Below are 18,164 nucleotides of genomic sequence, written 5' to 3'. Positions count from 1 at the left end.
GAATGCTGAACAAGATCCCGATGACTCCCATGGGTCACACGCGGCTGGAGGCAGAGCTCAAGCGCCTGAAAACCGTCGAGCGACCGGCGGTGATCCGGGCGATCGCCGAGGCGCGCGAGCACGGCGATCTGTCCGAGAACGCGGAATATCACGCGGCACGGGAACGGCAGGGCTTCATCGAGGGCCGGGTCATGGAGCTGGAGGACAAGCTCTCCCGCGCCGAAGTGATCGACATCGCCACCCAGTCGGGCAGCAAGGTGATGTTCGGCGCCACGGTGAAGCTGGTCGACGAGGAGACCGACGAGAAGACCTCCTACCAGATCGTCGGCCCCGACGAGGCCGAGATCCAGCAGGGCCTGCTCTCGATCGCCTCGCCGCTCGCCCAGGCGCTGCTCGGCAAGGAAAGCGGCGAGACGGTCGAAGTCTCGACCCCGCGCGGCACCCGCTATTTCGAGATCCTCGAAGTCCGGTTCGGCTAAAAAGGAGCGTTCCCTGTGTCGTCTGTCTCGCCGGTCGTCTGGGGATTGCTGGACGACCGGCCGGGCCATGCCACGCAGGTGCAAGGCATCGGCGACGCGCTGCCCTGGCCCATGGTCGAGAAACACATGGGCTTTGGCTGGCTGTCGCGCTTCGACGTGCGGATCCTGGGGGCGAGCGTCGTCGGGCTGAACCGCAAGGCGAGGTCGGCCCTGGAGCCGCCCTGGCCGGACCTCCTGATCACCTGCGGCCGGCGCTGCCTGCCGGTGGCGCGCTGGATCAAGAAGCAGGCCGGCGGCCGGACCCGGATCGTCCACGTGATGCGGCCGGCGGTCTCCACCGACATCGACCTGCTGGTCCTGCCGCATCACGACCGCAAGCTCACCCACGAGGAGGTGGAGGTGGTCCGGGTCACCGGCGCCCCGCACCGGGTGAGCGCGCGCCGCCTGAACGAGGCGCGCGAGCGCATGGCCCAGCGCTTCGCCCACCTGCCCCGGCCGCGGCTGGCGGTGCTGGCGGGCGGGCCTGCCCGCCACGTGCAGTACCGGCGCGACTGGGCGCGCGACCTGGGGCTGCGGGCGATGGCGCTGGCCCAGAGCATGGGCGGCTCGCTGATGGTCACCACCAGCCGGCGGACCGGCGAGACTTCCGCCGCCGAGCTGGAGGCGACCCTGAAGCTGCCGCATGTGAGCTGGAAGCCTGGCGATCCCGGCGAGAATCCCTATCTGGGGATGCTGGCCCTGGCGGATGCGATCGTGGTGGGCGTGGATTCGGTGTCGATGATGAGCGAGGCCTGCGCCACCGGCAAGCCGGTCTACGTCTATGGCGGCGACAAGCTGGTCGGCCACAAGCTCAAGATGCTGGTGGCAAGGCTGTTCAAGGAAGGGCGCATTGTCGCCTTGGGCGATCCGTTCGACCACACGCCGCCGCCGCCGCTGGATTCGGCCGGCCTGGTCGCCCGGGTGGTCATGGAGCGTGCCGAACTGTGGTTCCCACCGGTCGCTCGTGTTAATGGGACGTTGTCGGAGGCGAGATGAACGAGCGACACGCGCAGGTGCTGGTGATCGGCGGCGGCCCAGCAGGCTATACCGCGGCGATCTATGCCGCCCGCGCCAACCTCAAGCCGGTGCTGATCCAGGGAATGCAGCCCGGCGGGCAGCTCTCGATCACCACGGACGTGGAGAACTATCCGGGCTTTGCCGAGGTCATCCAGGGTCCCTGGCTGATGGAGCAGATGTCGGCCCAGGCCGAGCATTGCGGCACCGAGATGATCTACGACCTGGTCACCGACGTCGACCTGTCGGTGCGGCCGTTCCGGCTGACCATGGACGGCGGCAGCATCTTCACCTGCGACGCCCTGATCATCGCCACCGGCGCCCAGGCGCGCTGGCTGGGGATCGACGCCGAGAACCGCTTCATGGGCCATGGCGTGTCCGCCTGCGCCACCTGCGACGGGTTCTTCTTCCGCGGCAAGCGGGTGGTCGTGGTCGGCGGCGGCAACACCGCGGTGGAGGAGGCCCTCTACCTGGCGGGGCTGGCCGCGCACGTGACGCTGGTGCACCGGCGCGACACGCTGCGCGCCGAGAAGATCCTGCAGGACCGGCTGTTCGCCCGCTCCAATGTCGAGGTTGTCTGGGATGCGGTGGTCACCGACCTCACCGGCACCACCGACCCCAAGGGGGTGACCGGGGCGATCCTGACCTCCACCAAGGACGGCTCCAGCCGCGAGATCCCGGCGGACGGCCTGTTCGTGGCGATCGGCCACGACCCGGCGACCGGGCTGTTCAAGGGCAAGCTCGCCATGGACGACGAGGGCTACCTGCTCACCGAGCGCGGCCGGACCTTCACCTCGGTGGATGGCGTGTTCGCCGCGGGCGACGTCCAGGACAAGATCTATCGCCAGGCCGTGACGGCCGCCGGATCGGGCTGCATGGCGGCGCTGGATGCGGAGCGCTGGCTGGCCGCCAAAGGGATGCACTGACGCCATGGTCGCCCGAGGGACGCAGGACAAGGACTTCTTCAAGACCGAAGGCCCCGACTGGGACCGGATCCGGATCTTCCATTCGGTGGCGGAGGCGGGAAGCTTCACCAAGGCGGCCGACCGGCTGGGCCTGTCGCAGTCGGCGATCAGCCGGCAGATCAGCGCGCTGGAGGACGAGCTGGGCGCTGCGGTGTTCCACCGGCATGCCCGCGGCCTGGTGCTGACCGAGCAGGGCGAGATCCTGCTGGAGACCGCCCGGGAGATCGCGCGCAAGATGGCGATGACCGTCACGGCGCTCCAGGAGCGCCGTGACGAGCCGGCCGGCCATCTGCGGATCACCACCACGGTGGGCATCGGCACGGTCTGGCTGACCCACCACCTGCCGGCGTTCCTGGACCTTTATCCCGAGATCACCGTCGCCCTGATGGTGACCGACGATGACCTGGACCTGGGGATGCGCCAGGCCGACGTGGCGCTGCGGCTGACCCGGCCGACCCAGGGCGACCTCGTCCAGCGCAAGCTGATGACCTCGCACACCCACATCTATGCAGCGCCGGGCTACCTGGCCAAGCATGGCCTGCCCGAGCGGCCGGACGACCTGGATCGGCACCGGCTGATCGTCTACGGCGACGAGGCGCCGGTACCCTCGCTGAACTGGATCCTGACGGCAGGCAAGGACGAGGAAGGCCAGGCGGCGCCGCGCCGGCCGACCATGACCGTCAACCATGTCTACGGCATGCTGCGCACGGCGGAAGCCGGGCTGGGCCTGGCCTCGCTCCCCGACTATCTGGGCGCCCCCAGCAAGAACCTGGTTCGGGTCCTGCCCGACCTCGAGGGCCCGGTGTTCACCTGCTATTTCGTTTATCCGGAGGAGCTGCGCGCTTCCAAGCGGGTAACGGTCTTCCGCGACTTCCTGCTGGAAAAGGTCGCAGAGCAGCCGGTCTGGTAAAAACGCTGGCATTTTGGCCACAGCCGATGGGTGACATGCGCCAAGCGCACGCCACCCATCTCGAACAGGCCTAGGCAAACCACCGAAACACGATTAGTTTCCGCACTGCAGCAACGCACCGCCTGGGATGCGTTGCTAGGGTCTGAGGGTCGAGCCTAGCTCTCCTCCGACCGGATCCGGCTACGCTGGGTCCAAAACGAACCTCGGTTCGTTTCCCAGGTTTTTAGCCTCCCTGATCTACTCGGCCGGGTCGCAAGACCCGGCCACTTTTTTTTGTTCAAGCGGATAACGTCCGACCTTATCGACGGCATTTCGGACGTCGTCAAGCATGCCATACAAACTCGCCCGAGTTTCGGCATGAATTTAACAATTGCTGGGTTCTCTTGCTGCAGTGCAACTTAGCCAGCCCAGCAAAAGCGCCAGTGGATGCTGCACCGCAACAAATAGAACCGTATATGAGGACAGGCGGCTCCCGTAGGAGGGCGCTGTCCTGAGTGGCCACATGGGCAGAACTATCAGCGATACAGCTGCTCGCCGTCCATCCCGCTGTAGAGGCCGGCGACCTGCTCGGCATAGCCGTTGAACAGCCGGGTCGGCACCGAGCCGAAATCGCCCAGCGGGCGCTCGAAGGCCTGGCTCCAGCGCGGATGCGGCACCTCGGGGTTCACGTTCGCCCAGAAGCCGTACTCGCTCGGGCCCAGTTCCTCCCAGTAGCTCACCGGCCGCTCGTCGGTCAGGGTGATCCGGCGGATCGACTTGATCGACTTGAACCCGTACTTCCAGGGCGTGACCAGGCGGATCGGTGCGCCGTTCTGCTTGAGCAGCGGCTTGCCGTACATGCCGGTCGCGATGAAGGCGAGGTCGTTGGCGGCCTCGGCCACCGTCAGGCCCTCGACATAGGGCCAGGGATACCAGGACTGCGCCTGTGCCGGAGCCTCGTCAGGATTGAGGAAGGTCTCGAAGCGCACGTACTGCGCGCTGCCCAAAGGCCGTGCCAAGTCGAGCAGGGCTTTCAGGGGGAAGCCGCTCCACGGCACGTCCATCGACCAGGCTTCCACGCAGCGGTGCCGGTAGAGGCGCTCCTCGATCGGGATGCGCCGCACCACCGCCTCGACGTCGATCTCCATCGGCTCCTCGACCATCCCATCGATGGTGAGCGCCCAGGGGCGGATGGTGAGCGCCTGCGCGGCGTCGACGATGTCCTTGCTGCCGCCGAACTCGTAGAAATTGTTGTAGCTGGTGGCGATCTTCTCCTCGGTGAGCGGCCGGTCCAGCGTGAAGGCCGGATTGCGCTCGCCGGGATAGAGTTCCGGGGCGATCAGCTCGCCGCCCTCCTGGGCACGGGCGCGAAGCGGCAGCGCCGCCATGGCGGCGCCCAGCCCGATTCCGGCCAGGAGCCGGCGCCGGTCGAGCGCCAGCGCCTCGTCGGTCACCCGGTGGTCGATCACGTCCCAGATCCTGCGCGCGCGGGTCAGCATGTCGGTCCTTTCCCTTCGATGGGTGAAGGTACGACGATCCGCGCCGCCTGGTCACTCGATCACGAACGTGTGAACGACAGGTCCTTGGGGAATCCGACCGGCGTGGCCCGCCCGGACTGGGCACGCTCGCCTATCCAGGTCGTGCATTCCTCGCGGCGCTGGCGGCTGCCGGTCTGCCAGGTGAAGCCGGCCTTGGGATCGATCACCGCCACGTCCACCACCGCGGCGGAGTGCAGCTTCATGAGCTGGACCCCCTTGCCCCGGCCCAGCGTCTTGAGCTGATCCAGCGGGAACACCAGCAGCCGGCGATGGCTGCCCAGCACCGCCAGATGGTCGCCGGCCACCGGCACGACCTTCACCAGCTGGTCGCCCTCGTCCAGGTCGACGATCTGCTTGCCGGCCTTGGTGGAGGCGACGATCGAGCTCTCCTCCACCAGGAAGCCGCGCCCGGCCTTGGTCGCCACCACCATCCGGCCGTCCGGCCGGAACACCGCCGCGTCGATGATCGGCACGCCCTTGGCGATGTCCGCGAACAGGGACAAGGGCTCGCCGGTGCCGCGCCCGCCCGGCAGGCGGTCGACCGGGACCGTGAACATCTTGCCGTCGGCGGCGAACACCAGCAGCCGGTCGGTGGTCTGCGCCTCCAGGGCGAAGCGGGCCGCGTCGCCTTCCTTGTACTTCTGCTCCGACAGGTCCTGCTGGTGGCCGCGCACCGTGCGGATCCAGTTGTGCTGCGAGAGCAGGATGGTCACCGGGAATCGCTCGACCTGGGCCTCGAACCGCTCCGGCTCGATCACCGGGGCGGTGCCGAACTGGGTGCGGCGCGGGTCGGCGAACGCCTTGCGGCTGGCCTTGACCTCGTCGGCCAGCGCCTTGCGGCGCAGCTTCGGGTCGGCCAGCAGCCGGTCCAGCTTCGCCTTCTCGGCCTCCAGGTCCGCATGCTCCTTGCGCAGGTCCATCTCCTCCAGCCGGCGCAGGTTGCGCAGGCGCAGGTTCAGGATCGCTTCGGCCTGAATCTCGGTGAGCTCGAAGCGCTTCATCAGGGCCGGCTTCGGCTCGTCCTCCTCGCGGATGATCCGGATCACCTCGTCGATATCCAAAAAGGCCTTCAGATAGCCTTCCAGGATGTGCAGCCGGTCCTCGATCTTGCCTAAGCGGTAGCGCGAGCGCCGCTCCAGCACGATCATGCGGTGGTCGAGCCAGGACTGCAGGACCTCGGCCAGCCCCATCACCCGGGGCGTGCCGGTGGCGTCCAGCACGTTCAGGTTCAGGGACAGCCGCACCTCCAGGTCGGAGGCGCGGAACAGCTGCTCCATCAGGAGCTCCGGCTCGACCGTGCGGGCGCGCGGCACCAGGACGATGCGGATCTGGTCGGTGGATTCGTCGCGCAGGTCGGCCAGCAGCGGCAGCTTCTTGGCCATGAGCTGCTCGGCGATGTCCTCGATCAGCCGGCTTTTCTGCACCTGGAACGGGATCTGGTCGACGATGATCCGGTACTGGCCGAGCGGGAGCTGCTCGACCGTGTAGCGGGCGCGCAGGCGAAAGCCGCCGCGGCCGGTGGTGTAGGCGTGCTGGATGGCCGCCGGGCTCTCGGTGATGATCCCGCCGGTCGGCAGGTCCGGGCCCGGGACGAACTTCATCAGCTCCGAGGCGGTCGGCCGCGGCGCGTCGGCCGGGCGGCCCAGCATGAACAGGAGCGCGTCGCACAATTCGCCGACATTGTGCGGCAGGATCGAGGTCGCCATGCCCACCGCGATGCCGGTGGCGCCGTTGGCCAGCAGGTTCGGCACGGCCGCCGGCAGGACCACCGGCTCGTCCTCGCTGCCGTCATAGGTCGGGCGGAAGTCGACCGTGTCCTGGTCGATCCCGTCCAGCAGCGCCATGGCGTATCTGGTCAGCCGGCTCTCGGTGTAGCGCATCGCCGCCGGGTTATCGCCGTCGACATTGCCGAAGTTCCCCTGCCCTTCCACCAGCGTGTAGCGCTGGGCGAAGTCCTGGGCCAGGCGGACCAGGGCGTCGTAGACCGACTGGTCGCCGTGCGGGTGGAACTTGCCGATCACGTCGCCGACCACGCGGGCGCATTTCTTGTAGCCGCCGGCCGGGTCCAGGCGCAGCTGGAGCATGGCGTAGAGCAGCCGGCGCTGGACCGGCTTCAGCCCGTCGCGGACGTCGGGCAGGGAGCGTGCGGTGATGGTCGAGAGCGCATAGGCCAGGTAGCGCTCGGACAGGGCCTGGGCGAGCGGGACGGTCTCGATATGTTCGGGTGCGGCGGACGGTCGGGTCATGTGTCCGGGTCGGCGGGGGGCTGCAGGAGATCGAGGAGGCGGATGCGGGCCTGCGGGAGCGGGCGGTCCACGGCCTCGAACAGACGTTGGTCGAGGAAATGCCCGGACAGGCGCAGTCCGTCCAGCACCTGTGCACGATCGGGCCGGCTGCCGTCCACCAGGAAGGGCGGCAATGGCAAGAGGCGCGGCGCCCATGACGCGGCGGCCTCGCGGGACACGGCGCTGCCGCTGCGCGGCGAGACATAGGCCAGATCCTCGGTCACCCCGGTGACCGCGCAGCGGTCCAGGGACAGGCCGAACCCGGCCTCGGCCAGCAGCACCAGCTCGAAGCGGACATAGTCGGCAAGCCAGGCCTCGTCGGGACCCAGCGCATCGGCCAGGCGCAGGGTGGCGGCGTAGAGCACCGGGTGCGGGTCGCGCTCGGCGGTGCCCTGGTCGAGCAGGGCCATGGCAGCCGACAGGCCGGCCAGGGCCAGCGGCATGTCGAGCACGTCGCCGGCATGCAGGCGGATCGCCTCGCCCTTCAGGTTGCCCAATTGCTCGGCGATCCGGGCATGCCAGTGCAGGTCCAGCCGGTTGCCGGGCTGCCAGAGATGGGCGTTGGCCCGCGCCGCGCCGCCCTGCACCAGGCCGGCATGGCGGCCATGCTCGAAGGTGAAGACGTTCACGACGAGGCTGGCCTCGCCATGGCGGCGGCGGGTCAGGACGAAGCCTTCGTCGTGCCAGTCCAAGGGATCAGTCCCGGGTGTCGAGCCCCATTTCCCGATAGCGCTCGGGATCGTCGGTCCACTCGCGGACCTTGACGAACAGGAACAGGTGGACCCGCGCGTCCAAGAGCTTCTCCAGGTCCTGGCGGGCCGCCTGGCCGATCGCCTTGATCCGCGCGCCGCCCTTGCCCAGCACGATCGCCTTCTGGCTGTCGCGCAGCACGTAGATCACCTGGTCGATGCGGATCTCCTTGCCGTCCTGGCTCTCCAGGTACTGCTCGGTCTCCACGGTGATGCTGTAGGGCAGCTCGTCCTGGAGTTGGAGGAACACCTTCTCGCGGGTGATCTCCGCGGCGAGCGCCCGGTCCGACAGGTCGGACAGCTGGTCCTCGGGGTAGAGCCAGGCGCTTGGCGGCATCGCCTTGGCCAGGGCGGCCAGGAGGTCGTCGCAGCCGTCGCCGCGCGTGGCGGAGACGATGAAGGTCTCCTCGAACGGCAGGATCTGGTTGGCCTCGGCGATCAGCGGCAGGGCCCGGTCGCCGCGGACCGTGTCGATCTTGTTGATCACCAGCCAGGCCCGGCGATGGCGCTCGCCCAGGCCTTCCAGCACGGCGCGGGCCTGGGCGTTCAGCCCCTTGGAGGCATCCAGCACGAACAGGACCAGGTCGGCATCGTCGACCCCGTCCCAGGCGGCCCGCACCATGGCGCGCTCCAGGGCGCGCTTGGGGTCGGCGAAGATCCCGGGCGTGTCGACGAACAGGAGCTGGGTGCTGCCGACCATGGAGATGCCGATCACCCGCCGGCGGGTGGTCTGCGCCTTGGGCGTGACGATCGAGACCTTGTGGCCGACCAGGTGGTTCAGCAGCGTGGACTTGCCGGCGTTGGGCGCGCCGGCGAAGGCGATGAAGCCGCAGGAGGTGGCGGGGCCTTCAGGCGAGGCGGTGTCGTCGGAGGTGATCATGAGGGCATACCGGAAAGGCGTTCAAGCATGAGGCTGGCGGCGGCCTGCTCGGCCGCGCGCTTGGAGGAGCCGGACGCGGTCACGTCCGGCATGCCGGGCAGGCTGACGCTCACCTGGAAGGTCGGCGCGTGCGGCGGCCCATCGGTGGCGACCACGAGGTAGGCGGGCCGTTCCAGGCTGCGGGCCTGCGCCCATTCCTGCAGCGCGGTCTTGGGATCGCGGCTGGGCAGCCCGGCATTGGCGATCAGCGGCTGCCAGTGCCGGCGCACGAAGCTCTCGGCCGGCTGCCAGCCCCCATCCAGATAGATCGCGCCGATCAGGGCTTCCACCGTGTCGGCCAGAATCGCCGGATTGTCCCGTCCGCCGCCGTCCTCCTCGCTGCGCGCGACCACCAGCCAGCCGCCGACGCCGAGCTTGCGGGCGATGCCGGCCAAGGTCTCGCGCCGGACCAGGCCGTCCTGGCGCAGGGCCAGGGTGCCCTCGGGGTCGGCGCGGAAATGCTCGATCAGCATGTGCGCGACCACCAGGCCCAGCACGCGGTCGCCCAGGAATTCCAGGCGCTCGTTGGAGCGGCGGCCCTTGTGCCGGGCGGTCGAGCGGCGCACGGCGCTGGCATGGGTCAGCGCCTCGCTCAGGAGCTCAGGCTTGCGGAAGGTGTAGCCGAGCACCGATTCCACGGCCGGAACGGCCGGCCCACCCGCGGAACGGGCGGGCGTGTTCGCCTCCATCAACGAATCGTCGAGAGCAACCGCTCGAAGCGGATCGCAAAGGGCCATGCCCAGGGCTCCAAGAAGCCGGCCGAACCATCCGTGGAGAAGAACAGGATTTCGGCGCGACCGACCAGATTCTCCAGCGGAACATAGCCCACGCTGGGATCACGACTATCCTGCGAATTGTCGCGATTGTCGCCCATCATGAACACATGGCCCTCGGGCACCAGGAACTCCTGGGTGTCGTCCATCGGGCCATCCGGATAGCGGTCCAGGATCTGGTGGACCCGGCCGCCGGGCAGGGTCTCCCGGAACTGGGGCACGCTGCCCTCGTGCAGGTCGGAGAAGGTGCCGGCCGGCTCCTGGGGCACTTCCTCGCCGTTGATGAACAGCCGGTCGGCGCGCATCTGGATCCGGTCGCCCGGCAGGCCGACCACGCGCTTGATGTAGTCGACATTCTCGCCCGGCCGCTTGAACACCGCGACGTCGCCGCGCTCGGGCAGGCTGCCGAAGACCCGGCCGTTGATCGGCACGATGCCGAAGGGGAACGACCAGCGGCTGTAGCCGTAGGCGTACTTGCTGACAAACAGGTAGTCGCCCACCAGGAGCGTCGGCTTCATCGAGCCCGACGGAATATTGAACGGCTCGAACAGGAACGTCCGCACGACCAGCGCGATCAGGATCGCGTAGACCAGGGTCTTGAAGGTCTCGAGCGTTGAGGAAGGCTTGCGCTTATCAAGCGCGACGTGATCGGGCATCGGTCGACCGGGATCGTGGCCAGGAGGCAATGTTGCTATCGACGGTCCACCAGCCTCGACCGACGAACCACGGCACCCATGTGCAGGACTGGAAGACCCGACACGCTCGGAGAAAGCAAGCGGTTTCGCGAGAGGCGGGCTTCACCTTCCGGTCAAGGCTGCCTCGGGCAGAGCGGAAATCAGGGCCATGGCCTGGGCCAGAGGCGGCTCGTCGGTGAGCGTCAGCTCGACCTGGGCCACCATGCCCGGCGGCGTCATCTCGGCCAGCCGGCGGGCGGCGCGGCCGCTCAGGCGCACCACCGGCTTGCCGCCCGGCAGGTTCTCCACGCCGATCTCCTGCCAGGAGATGCCCTGAGCGAGCCCGGTACCGAGCGCCTTCGCGACCGCCTCCTTGGCGGCATAGCGCTTGGCGTAGGTCTCGGCGCGGCGCAGCCGCCGGTCGGCCGCCTCGCGCTCCACCGGGGTGAAGCAGCGCCTAGCGAAGCGGTCGCCATAGCGCAGCAGCACCCGCTCGATCCGCCGGATGTCGATCAGGTCGCTGCCCAGGCCCAGGATCATGCCGGCGGCTTCAGGCCGGAATGCCGCGCGCCTCGTCCATCAGCCGGCGCATCTCGCGCAGCGATCCCTCGAAGCCGCGGAAGATCGCCTCGCCCACCAGGAAATGGCCGATGTTCAGCTCCACCATCGCCGGGATGGCGGCGACCGGAACCACCGTGGCGTAGTCCAGGCCGTGGCCGGCATGGCATTCCAGGCCGAGCTCAACGGTGAGCTTGGCCGCTGCCTCGATCCGCTCCAGCTCCCGCGGCCGCTCGGCCTCGCCGGCATCGCAATAGGTGCCGGTATGCAGCTCGACGATGTCGGCGCCGACCTTGGCGGCGGCGATCAGCTGGCGGGGATCGGCGTCGACGAACAAGGAGACCCGGATGCCGGCCTCCTTCAGCCTCGCCACGAACGGGAGCAGCCGCTCCTCCTGGCCGGCCACCGCCAGCCCATGCTCGGTGGTGCGCTCCTCGCGGCGCTCGGGCACCAGGCAGGCGGCATGCGGCAGGACGCGCAGGGCGATCGCCAGCATCTCGTCGGTGACGCCCATCTCCAGGTTGAGCGGCAGCGCGATCTCGTTCTTCAGCCGGTCGACGTCCTGGTCGCGGATGTGCCGGCGGTCCTCGCGCAGATGGGCGGTGATCCCGTCACCGCCCGCCTTCTTGACCAGGGCTGCCGCCCGGACCGGACAGGGGTGGGCGCCGCCCCGCGCGTTGCGGACCGTCGCCACGTGATCGACATTCACCCCGAGCCGCAAGCGCCGCGCCATGCTCCATTTCCCCTGCCGTGTCCGATGCCCTTTACCGCCAAGCACACGGCGGCGCGAGCATCCTGGTGCCGGCAGGGGGGCGTTCCTCAGGCGAGCTTGCCCGGATAGTCGGGCTCGTCGGTGAACGGGTAGGGTCCCTCGGCCGGGTCGACATAGGCGGTGTGGCTGACCAGTCCGGTGGCCTCGGTCCAGCGGTGCAGCTGGAAGGCCGGCGGCTCCATCACGAACATGCCGTCCGCTTCCGGCCCCAGGTCGAGCTCGACCTGATGGACCAGGGAGGGCGAGATGCTGGCGATGGTGCCGGCGAAGCGCACCACGATCGGCCGGTGGTGATGGCCGCAGATCACCCGCTCGACCTGCGGATGCCGGGCGATCACCGCGGCGAAGCGGCCGGGCTCGAACAGGGCGATCCGGTCCATGTGGCCGATGCCGCAATGGAAGGGCGGGTGGTGCATGGCCACGATCGTGGGCTTGCGGGGCTCGTCGGCCAGGCGGGCCTCCAGCCAGTCCAGGCAGGCCTCGCCGAGCTCGCCATGGCCGTGGCCGGGCACCACCGTGTCGAGCAGGACCAGGCGGACCGGGAAATCGTCCACGACCTGGTGCAGGCGCTCGCCGTCCAGGTCCCGGGGCAGCAGGTGCCCCAGGCCCTGGCGGAGGTTCTCGCGGCGGTCATGGTTGCCGGGGATGACGAACACCGGCTGCTTCAGGCGGGCCAGCTGGTCCTTGAGGATCCGGTACTCTTCGACGCGGCCGCAATTGGTGAGATCGCCGGTGACGACCACGACGTCGGGTGCCGGGTCCAGGGCCAGGACACGGTCGATCGCCCGGGCGACCATCTGGTTGGCCGGGACCCGCTGGTAGGCGAGCGTGCCCTCGGGCACGACATGCAGGTCGGTGAGCTGGCAGATCAGCAAGACGGTTCTCCAACGGAATCGCGGCGCCGGAGCCTGCCGGCGCCGCGACGTCAAGAGGTAGCGGAGCTCAGTTCGGCAGGGCCAGGGCGGTGCTGTCGACGAACGGCTTCATGATCGCGTCGGCATTGGCCTGGGCGGCTTCCAGCGCCTCCTTGGGCTTCTTGGTGCCGGACAGGACCGCCTGGACCTCGTCCTCCAGGGCCTTGCGCACCGCGACCGTGTTGTAGGTGGCGAACCAGGGCTGGGCGAAGCGGAGCTGGTCCAGCGCCACCGCGGCATCCGGGTTCTCGTCCAGGAACTGCTGCATCTCGGGCAGCGCGTAGGAGGACTGGCGGGGCGCGAAATAGCCGGTGAAGCGCGACCAGGAGCCCAGGTTCTCCGGGGTGGTCAGCCAGTTGGCGAAGGTCCAGCCGGCCTGCTGCTGCTCCTCGGTGGCGCCCTTGAACATCACCAGCGAGGCGCCGCCGATCGCCACGGCGTTCCGGACGTTCTTCGGCACGAAGGCGACCTTGTAGTGGCCTTCCATGTTCTCACGGATGAAGGAGAGCGAGCCGGTCGACAGGATCACCATCGAGGTCTGGCCGGCCAGGAAGGACGAGGAGACGCCCTTGTTGTCGACCACGCCCTCGGGCGTGACCTTGTGCTTGTGGATCAGGTCGTCCCACAGGGTCAGCGCGCCCAGCATCGAGGGGGTGTCGTAGTAGACCTCACCGCCCCAGTCCGGATTGTAGTAGAGGCCGCCGTTGGACATGGTCAGCGCCGACATGGTCCAGCCCAGCATGTCGTAGCTGCCGGACATGGTGAGGCCGTAGCGCTCGACCTGGTCGCCGTCGCGGACGGTCAGCTTCTTCGCGGCATCGACCCAGTCCTGCCAGGTCACCGGGGGCTGGTCGGGGTCCAGGCCGACCTCCTGGAAATGGTCGGTGTTGTAATAGAGGAGCGGCGTGCTGTTGTGGTAGGGCACCGCCCAGACATGGCCGTTGAACTCGGCGTTCTTGTGCAAAGCCGGCCAGAAGTCCTCCATGAAGGCGTCCTTGCTGGTGCCGTCGGCCTCGATCATCGGATCGAGCGGGAGGATCTGGTCCTGCAGGGCCAGCTCGTAGACGAAGTTCGCCGACATCAGGACGACGGCCGGGGGCTTGCCGGCGGCGGCGGCCGCCTGGGCCTTGATCTTGGTCTCGTCGTAATTGCCGGTATAGGCCGGGGTGACCTGGATCTCCGGGTGCTCCTCGTTGAAGAGCTTCACCAGGCGCTGCATCTCCTTGGCGAGCTTGCCGTCGACCGGAACCGGGAAGAAGAAGTCGATCGCGGTCGCCGCGCCGGCCGAAGCCGGCAAGGCGAGGCAGGCGGCGACGGTCGCCGCGCTGAGCAGGCTGGTCAGCCGGGCCATGGTTCTCTCCATTATTTCAGGCCAGAAAAGACAAAGCTGTTCACGAAGCGGCGCTGGAAGGCCAGGAACGCCACCAGCAGGGGCAGGACGACCAGAAGGGTGCCGGCGGCCATCACGCTCCAGTCCGACGCGCTTTCCGCGTTCTGGGTGAAGCTCGCCAGGCCTACGGTCAGGACCTGACGGTCGGGGCTGTTCACCACCATCAAGGGCCACAGGAACTCGTTCCAGTGGCTGGTCACCGAGACGATCGAGAAGGCGACAAGCGCCGGGATGCTGAGCGGCAGGTAGACATGGCGCAGCAGCATGAGCAGGCCGGCCCCGTCCAGCCGGGCAGCCTCCTCCAGCTCGACCGGGATCCGCCGGAAGGTCTGCCGGAGCAGGAAGGTGCCGAACGCCGAGACGAAATAGGGCGCCATCACGCCGAGCAGCCGGTCGTACAGGCCCAGATCCACCACGGTGATCAGGTTGGGCACGATGAAGATCGGCGGGACCAGCAGGAGCTGGAGCAGGAAGGCGTAGAACACGACCCGCTCGCCCTTGAAGCGCAGCCGGGCGAAGGCGTAGGCGGCAAGCGTGACGGTCACGAGCTGCACCGCAAGGATGCCCAGCACCATGACCGTGGTGTTCAGGTAGTAGACCGGGAAATCGGCGGAATCCCAGGCATCCGCCAGGCTGGAGAGCGAGGGCGGCCAGGAGGGCAGCAGCGAGCCCATCTCCAGCACCGGCACCGCGGCCGGCCGCAGCGCCGCCACCGCCATCCACCAGAACGGCACGATCCAGAGGATGGCGAGCGCGCCGGTCAGGACCAGGCCCAGCCGGGCGCGCGGGGTCAGGCGGGTCATGCCCCCTCCTCCTTGCGCAGGCCGCGCTCCAGGGTCTCGATGCCGAGACCCGAGATCAGCAGCAGCACGGCGACGCTGACCACCGTGGCAGCGGCGGCGAAGCCCAGGTCGTGGTTCTCGTGGGCCTGGCGGTAGATGAAGAACAGAATCAGGTCGGTGGTGCCGGACGGGCCGCCCTTGGTCAGCACGAACACGTGGTCGACCGCGACCAGCACGTTGACCAGGGCGATCACGAACACGAAGGCCATGGTCGGGCGCAGGGCCGGCAGGGTGACGTGCCGCAGCCGGGCCAGCACGCCGGCGCCGTCGATGGTGGCGGCGTCGTAGAGGTCCTGCTGGACCTGCTGCAGCCCGGCCAGGAAGAACAGCATGTAGTAGCCGGCGTTCTTCCAGACGGTCAGGCCGATGATCGCGTAGAGCGCCACGTCCGGGTCGCCCAGCCAGTTCGGGCCGCGGATCCCGATCAGGGCGAGGTAGCGGTCGAGCAGGCCGATGCCGGGCAGGAACAGGAACACGAAGATCGAGGCGGCGGCGACCAGCGGGACCAGGGTCGGGAAGAAGAACACCGCGCGCAGGACCGAGCTGACCCGGGAGGTCGCCTCCAGCGCCAGGGCCAGGACGAGGCCCAGCCCCATGCCGGGCAGGATCGTCCAGAACGCGTAGAGGGCGGTGTTCCAGGCGGCGTTGCGGAACGCCGGGTCGCCCAGCAGGCGGGCATAATTGTCCAGGCCCAGGAAGGGCGCCGCCTGCCCCGGCAGCGGGCTGCCGTAGAGCGATTCGTGCAGCACGCGCAGGATCGGGCCGTAGGTGAACAGCGCCAGCAGCACCAGAGACGGGGCGAGCAGCAGCCAGGCCACCATCCAGCGGCGGCCGGGCCGCGCGGAAGCGGCGTTCACGCGCAGCGGCGCGGGCAGGGCGAGGGCCACGGATCCATCCGACCGGACGTTGCAGCAGGCCGGGCCGGGTCTAGGCGGGAATGACGACAGGGCGGCGATGGCGGCGAGACGGGCCGATGACATCTAGACGTCTCGACCGCCCGTCCTGCCTCTTCCCCTTCCTCCCGGAAGACCGGGCGGCGGGTTCAGCCCCGGCGCGGGGCCTGGCGGCGGAACGCCAGCGCCTCGGCGATCTGCGGCTTGCGGACGAGTTCGCTGCCGTCGAGGTCGGCGATGGTGCGGGCGACCCGGACGACCCGGTGCCAGCTGCGCGCGGTCAGGTGCAGATGCTTGGCCGCGCGCTCCAGGAGCTGGCGCGCCGGCGGGTCCAAGGGGGCGATCTGGTCCAGCACCTCGCCCTCGGCCTCGGCATTGGTGCGCAGCTCCGGGCGGCCGGCGCGCGCGAACCGCTCCGACTGCAGCTCGCGGGCGGCGGCCACCCGGGCGGCCACGGCGGCGCTGTCCTCGGCGGGCGCCGGCAGCAGCAGGTCGGCGGGCGACACCGCCGGCACCTCGACCATCAGGTCGATCCGGTCGAACAGCGGGCCGGAGATCCGCCCCATGTAGTCGTCGGCGCAGCGGGGCGCCTTGGCGCATTGCAGCTCGCGGGTGCCCAGATGGCCGCAGCGGCAGGGGTTCATGGCGGCGACCAGCTGGAAGCGCGCGGGATAGGTCGCATGCGCCGCCGCGCGCGACACGGTGATCTGGCCGGTCTCCAGCGGCTGCCGCAGGGCGTCCAGCACGTTGCGCTGGAACTCCGGCAGCTCGTCCAGGAACAGCACGCCCTTGTGGGCAAGGCTGATCTCGCCCGGGCGGGCATTGCTGCCGCCGCCGACCAGGGCCGCCATCGAGCTGCCGTGATGGGGGCTGCGGAACGGGCGGCGACGGGTCAGCCGGCCGCCGTCCAGCCGCCCGGCGATCGAGGCGATCATGCTCACCTCCAGCACCTCGGCCGGGTCCAAGGGCGGCATGATGCCGGGCAGGCGGGCGGCCAGCATCGACTTGCCGGCGCCGGGCGGGCCGTTCATCAGCAGATGGTGGTGGCCGGCCGCGGCGATCTCGATCGCCCGCTTGGCGGTCTCCTGGCCCTTCACGTCCCGCAGGTCGGGATAGCCGCCCTGCTCGGCCGCCAGGGCCGGCTCCGGCGGGACCAGGCGGTGCACGCCGCGCAGATGGTTGATCAGGGCGCCCAGGGACGGGGCGGCGACCACCTCGATCTCGCTGGCGAGCCAGGCGGCCTCCCCGCCCGATTCGCCCGGGCAGATCATCGCCAGCTTGCGCTCGCTGGCGGCCAGCGCCGCCGGCAGCACGCCCTGGACCGGCCGGATGGCACCGTCCAGCGCCAGCTCGCCCAGGACCAGGTGGTTCTCCAGGGCGGCCGGCGGCAGCAGGCCCAGGACGACCAGCAGTCCCAGCGCGATCGGCAGGTCGAAATGGCTGCCCTCCTTGGCGAGGTCGGCCGGCGCCAGGTTGATCACGATCCGCTTGGGCGGCAGGGCGATGCCGAGCGTGCCGAGCGATCCCCGCACCCGTTCCCGGCTTTCCGCGAGCGCCTTGTCCGGCAGGCCCACCAGGGTGAAGGCCGGCAGGCCGGCGGCCAGCTGCACCTCGACATCGACGTCGCGCACCTCCAGGCCCATGAAGGCTACGGTCCGGATCCGCGCCATGGTGGTGGTCGGCGCCATTGTTCACTCCGAGGAGGTCAGGCGCCGAGACATGCCACGGGCTGCGGCTTCATTTCTACCGTAGATTGATCTTTCGGCGGAAATTGCCTCGAAAACGCGATTTGCCGGGGGCCCGTCAGTCTTCGTCCTCGGGCGGGACATAGCCGCGCGCGGAGCGGTCCAGGGAGGAGCGGTCCACCCCCAGGATGGAGGCCAGCTGGGTCAGCGTGTTCTCCCGCGTTTGGATGCCCCGCTTGGCGAAGGCCAGCTGGCCCAGGGTCGGCCGGGCCAGGCGGCGCGCGGGCCCGCCGCCCTGCGCCTCCTCGGCCGTCCGCTCGAGCTGCAGGATATGGTCCGCGTCGGCCAGGGTGCGCATCAGCGGGATCACCGCCTTGCCCTCGGTCGAGGTCGTGTCGATCGAGCCGTCCAGCGACTGCAGGCCGGCGCCATGGTCTTCCAGCCAGGTGATCAGCTCGACCAGGAAGGCCAGCGAGCGCCCGAGCCGGTCCAGGCGGCACACCACCAGCACGTCGCCCTCGCCGATGGCGAGCAGCGCCACGGTCAGCCGGTCGCTCGGCACCAGGTGGAGCCGGTCCGGATGGCCGCCCGGCAGGTTGCCCAGATAGTCAGCCTCCAGATCGGCCTGGACGGTGTCGCAGCCGGCCGCGGTCAGGGCCTCCACCTGGAGGGCCAGCTGCTGCCGGTCGTCGAAGGCGCGCGCATAGCCTATCCGCATGATGCCGACCTCGCCTCCAACCCGACCGGGCCGCGATCATCGCCGAAGGTTGCCGGAGAATCCATGGG

Annotated in this window: 18 protein-coding genes; 4 read left to right on the top strand and 14 right to left on the bottom strand. The window is 69.4% G+C overall.

The genetic code is table 11. The features are described 5' to 3' along the window. The first annotated feature begins 5 nt into the window (after window positions 1-5). From greA to GEMRO_RS0111095, 4 genes are read left to right on the top strand one after another with little or no spacing between them, the layout of a single operon-like run. Window positions 6-479: a transcription elongation factor GreA gene (greA, locus tag GEMRO_RS0111110; protein WP_027134043.1), complete on the top strand. Its 474-nt coding sequence runs from the start codon at window positions 6-8 to the stop codon at window positions 477-479. Window positions 480-494: 15 nt separating this feature from the next. Then, a complete protein-coding gene (locus GEMRO_RS29070) occupies window positions 495-1,514 on the top strand; it encodes a mitochondrial fission ELM1 family protein (RefSeq protein ID WP_051328950.1) in 1,020 nt (339 codons plus the stop codon). Beyond that, complete coding sequence (gene trxB, locus GEMRO_RS0111100; protein ID WP_027134042.1) at window positions 1,511-2,458, top strand: thioredoxin-disulfide reductase; 948 nt, start codon at window positions 1,511-1,513, stop codon at window positions 2,456-2,458. The genes GEMRO_RS29070 and trxB overlap by 4 nt, the downstream gene beginning before the upstream one ends. Before the next feature lie 4 nt (window positions 2,459-2,462). Next, window positions 2,463-3,407, top strand: a complete 945-nt coding sequence (locus tag GEMRO_RS0111095) for a LysR family transcriptional regulator (protein ID WP_051328949.1) — start codon at window positions 2,463-2,465, stop codon at window positions 3,405-3,407. A gap of 515 nt (window positions 3,408-3,922) precedes the next feature. On the opposite strand, the gene msrP is transcribed toward GEMRO_RS0111095, so the two are convergent. From msrP to GEMRO_RS0111025, 14 genes are all read right to left on the bottom strand, one after another. Continuing rightward, window positions 3,923-4,885 carry a protein-methionine-sulfoxide reductase catalytic subunit MsrP gene (gene msrP / locus GEMRO_RS0111090; protein WP_027134040.1) on the bottom strand — a complete coding sequence of 321 codons (963 nt, stop codon included), beginning with the start codon at window positions 4,883-4,885 and terminating at the stop codon, window positions 3,923-3,925. A 59-nt stretch (window positions 4,886-4,944) separates the two neighbouring features. Then, window positions 4,945-7,170, bottom strand: coding sequence for a DNA topoisomerase IV subunit A (parC, locus tag GEMRO_RS0111085; RefSeq protein ID WP_027134039.1), 2,226 nt, complete (start codon window positions 7,168-7,170; stop codon window positions 4,945-4,947). Beyond that, complete coding sequence (gene recO, locus GEMRO_RS0111080) at window positions 7,167-7,901, bottom strand: DNA repair protein RecO (RefSeq protein ID WP_027134038.1); 735 nt, start codon at window positions 7,899-7,901, stop codon at window positions 7,167-7,169. Before recO ends, parC begins: the two co-directional genes overlap by 4 nt. Before the next feature lie 4 nt (window positions 7,902-7,905). After that, window positions 7,906-8,838: a GTPase Era gene (gene era / locus GEMRO_RS0111075; protein ID WP_035485160.1), complete on the bottom strand. Its 933-nt coding sequence runs from the start codon at window positions 8,836-8,838 to the stop codon at window positions 7,906-7,908. Continuing rightward, window positions 8,835-9,566, bottom strand: a complete 732-nt coding sequence (gene rnc / locus GEMRO_RS0111070) for a ribonuclease III (protein WP_051328948.1) — start codon at window positions 9,564-9,566, stop codon at window positions 8,835-8,837. The genes era and rnc overlap by 4 nt, the downstream gene beginning before the upstream one ends. Next, window positions 9,566-10,306 carry a signal peptidase I gene (lepB, locus tag GEMRO_RS0111065; protein WP_027134035.1) on the bottom strand — a complete coding sequence of 247 codons (741 nt, stop codon included), beginning with the start codon at window positions 10,304-10,306 and terminating at the stop codon, window positions 9,566-9,568. The genes rnc and lepB overlap by 1 nt, the downstream gene beginning before the upstream one ends. A 141-nt stretch (window positions 10,307-10,447) precedes the next feature. Then, window positions 10,448-10,864 (bottom strand): holo-ACP synthase, encoded by a 417-nt coding sequence (gene acpS / locus GEMRO_RS0111060; RefSeq protein ID WP_027134034.1) that lies wholly within the window; start codon window positions 10,862-10,864, stop codon window positions 10,448-10,450. Window positions 10,865-10,874: 10 nt separating this feature from the next. Continuing rightward, on the bottom strand, window positions 10,875-11,615 hold the full coding sequence (locus GEMRO_RS0111055; RefSeq protein WP_027134033.1) for a pyridoxine 5'-phosphate synthase: 741 nt from the start codon (window positions 11,613-11,615) through the stop codon (window positions 10,875-10,877). An 86-nt stretch (window positions 11,616-11,701) separates the two neighbouring features. Then, window positions 11,702-12,529, bottom strand: a complete 828-nt coding sequence (locus GEMRO_RS0111050; RefSeq protein ID WP_027134032.1) for a phosphodiesterase — start codon at window positions 12,527-12,529, stop codon at window positions 11,702-11,704. Between the two features lie 67 nt (window positions 12,530-12,596). Further along, on the bottom strand, window positions 12,597-13,919 hold the full coding sequence (locus GEMRO_RS0111045; RefSeq protein ID WP_205624953.1) for an ABC transporter substrate-binding protein: 1,323 nt from the start codon (window positions 13,917-13,919) through the stop codon (window positions 12,597-12,599). Window positions 13,920-13,930: 11 nt separating this feature from the next. Then, window positions 13,931-14,761 carry a carbohydrate ABC transporter permease gene (locus GEMRO_RS0111040; protein WP_027134030.1) on the bottom strand — a complete coding sequence of 277 codons (831 nt, stop codon included), beginning with the start codon at window positions 14,759-14,761 and terminating at the stop codon, window positions 13,931-13,933. Then, a complete protein-coding gene (locus GEMRO_RS0111035) occupies window positions 14,758-15,687 on the bottom strand; it encodes a carbohydrate ABC transporter permease (protein WP_027134029.1) in 930 nt (309 codons plus the stop codon). The genes GEMRO_RS0111040 and GEMRO_RS0111035 overlap by 4 nt, the downstream gene beginning before the upstream one ends. 155 nt (window positions 15,688-15,842) lie before the next feature. Continuing rightward, window positions 15,843-17,381 (bottom strand): YifB family Mg chelatase-like AAA ATPase, encoded by a 1,539-nt coding sequence (locus GEMRO_RS0111030; RefSeq protein WP_027134028.1) that lies wholly within the window; start codon window positions 17,379-17,381, stop codon window positions 15,843-15,845. A 115-nt stretch (window positions 17,382-17,496) separates the two neighbouring features. After that, window positions 17,497-18,096 carry a recombinase family protein gene (locus GEMRO_RS0111025; protein WP_027134027.1) on the bottom strand — a complete coding sequence of 200 codons (600 nt, stop codon included), beginning with the start codon at window positions 18,094-18,096 and terminating at the stop codon, window positions 17,497-17,499. Window positions 18,097-18,164 lie beyond the last annotated feature (68 nt).

Source organism: Geminicoccus roseus DSM 18922, assembly GCF_000427665.1.
Taxonomy (GTDB): domain Bacteria; phylum Pseudomonadota; class Alphaproteobacteria; order Geminicoccales; family Geminicoccaceae; genus Geminicoccus; species Geminicoccus roseus.
This window is presented reverse-complemented; position numbering and strand designations above follow the sequence as displayed.